Raw genomic sequence first — 568 nt, 5'->3', positions numbered from 1 at the left:
CTCTCACCACTGCCATCAAGTAAACGCACCAGTTCAATAACACCTTTACGTGGCACAATAACAGAATGTCCGGGTAAAGATTGTCCAATATCCATGGCACAGACCGCTAAACGGTGACCATCAGTAGCAACCGTGCGCAATTCCGTGTTTTCCGTTTCAAATAACATACCGTTGAGGTAGTAACGCACATCTTGATGCGCCATTGAAAACTGTGTGGATTCAATCAAACGTTTTAGAGTGGCTTGTGGCAAAGTAAATTCAACCTCACTTTGCCAATCGTCTAAATTCGGGAAATCAGACGCTGGGAGTGTCGATAAAGAAAAACGACTTCTTCCTGAACGAACGAGTAAGCGATCACCGTCTAATTCTACGCTGATTTCTGCTCCCTCAGGTAATCCGCGCCAAATATCAAAAAACTTACGCGCAGGAACAGTCGTTGCACCGATTTCATGAGATTGGCTAAGACTCACTCTTGCCATCATCTCCATCTCAAGGTCTGTACCTGTTAGCGATAAGGTATTCTCCGTCACCTTAAGCAACAGGTTGCCTAAAATAGGTAAAGTTGGGC

Annotated in this window: 1 protein-coding gene; it reads right to left on the bottom strand. The window is 44.9% G+C overall.

Going from position 1 to position 568, the window contains the following annotated elements; genetic code table 11:
- Window positions 1-530, bottom strand: a 530-nt coding sequence (dnaN, locus tag IE142_RS40200) for a DNA polymerase III subunit beta (RefSeq protein ID WP_229831294.1), incomplete at its 3' end; no start/stop codon positions are given.
- Window positions 531-568: the final 38 nt, after the last annotated feature.

The organism is Streptomyces mutabilis, from assembly GCF_014649815.1.
Taxonomy (GTDB): domain Bacteria; phylum Actinomycetota; class Actinomycetes; order Streptomycetales; family Streptomycetaceae; genus Streptomyces; species Streptomyces mutabilis.
Note: the sequence above shows the minus strand (reverse complement) of the source record. Positions and strands in the feature narration are given on the sequence as shown.